The organism is Lysinibacillus sp. RU7, assembly GCF_057837305.1.
The window spans coordinates 1-1,369 of record NZ_JBYQFK010000059.1 but is presented as its reverse complement, the minus strand read 5'-3'; the positions used below and the strand labels follow the sequence as shown (position 1 = coordinate 1,369).

Annotated in this window: 1 protein-coding gene; it reads right to left on the bottom strand. The window is 43.2% G+C overall.

Annotated elements, in window-relative coordinates; all coding sequences use genetic code 11:
• Positions 1 to 35 precede the first annotated feature (35 nt).
• Positions 36 to 1,268 carry an ISL3 family transposase gene (locus tag AC3II9_RS21440; RefSeq protein ID WP_489158718.1) on the bottom strand — a complete coding sequence of 411 codons (1,233 nt, stop codon included), beginning with the start codon at positions 1,266 to 1,268 and terminating at the stop codon, positions 36 to 38.
• Between the last annotated feature and the right edge of the window lie 101 nt (positions 1,269 to 1,369).

Here is a 1,369-nt window from a genome sequence, read left to right as displayed (position 1 = left end):
GGCTCTTCACCAAAACATGTGCTTGACTAAGAGCCCTACTGAATCCATTCGGCATTGCATTCTAGTAAAATCGTCTCTTTATAGTGCTGCGGATTGCGCGTAAAAAAATGGCGTCTTTGCAACGCTTTAATGAGATTATTTTTCCCTTCTACTGCCGCATTAGTAAAGCGTAATTGATGATAATTACAGATTTCTTCTTGCCAATTGCGCATCGTTAACAGACAGGATGCCACGGCTGGATGCTTGATTGTAGTACCTTGCGCCAACCAACGTACGAATCCTTTTTTTGCTAGTTCATACGTGGAGCTACAGTCGTACCATTCGATAAAGGCTTCTTTCCAACTGTAGACTTGATGCAGGATTTCGGCATATTGAAGCAGTCGGTGTAGGATATTTTTTTCATCATTCTTCAATTGATCACGTCGTTTACCAAGAATTCGGAAGTGTTGCTTAAGGTCCTTTTTGGCAAACGGTGCTAGCTGCTTTTGAACGGATTTCCGCACGGCTTGAAGCGCTTCAGTTACGTAACGATTGACATGATAACGATCGGCAATACGGATCGCTGCAGGATACATCTTTTTCGCAAACGTATGATATGCCTTTGCCAAATCCATGACAATCGCCACTGGCTTCAGCGCACAAAGAGTAGATTGTGTATTGAAATAGGCGTGTAATTCCTCGATTCTTCGTCCAGGAATAACATCTAAAAATGTGCCACCACGTAAATCATGGAGGCCCGTGTTATACGTATGCCCTTTACGAATGGCAAAATCATCAATGCCTAGCACGAGATTGTGACTCGCCAATGCTTTTTTCTGACAAGTTTTTTGGACACGTGTGGCTTCCTCCATTTTCCATGAACGGACGATACGCGCAACGGTTGTAGCGGGTGTGTTTGCCACACGTGATGTATGCGTGATGGTAGCGCCGATTGCCTGCTTCGGCAGCGTGGCTTCAAATGCCTTTGTATATCGTTTTTTCGGTGCCACACACTCATATGCCCACACAAAATGGGCAAAACAAGCTGTACATGACATACGAATGGCAGGTAAGTTCAAATAAACAGGGCAGCCAAACGCTTCGAGATGACGCACTTTTCGAACATAGCCGATTCCGCGACGAGTCGTATTTTCAAATGCACAAATTGGACAGGCCTGTTTAGATTTAATTGGCATGACATCAATGAAAATTTGGTGATTTATTTTAGTGGTTGCAGTAATTTTTAGTTCTGGTAAATCCCATAAATCCTTGATAGAATGAGAGTGCATCTGTATACCTCGCTGCGTTGTTTGGTCGTACTCTCAACTCTAGCGGATACAGATGTTTTTTTGTATTCTTTTTTAGCAAGAACAGATTTTGGTGTTGAGCC

What these genes read in the sequence shown, in the direction of transcription:
- AC3II9_RS21440 (WP_489158718.1), bottom strand. Translation starts at nt 1,268, where the DNA reads ATGCACTCTCATTCTATCAAGGATTTATGGGATTTACCAGAACTAAAA.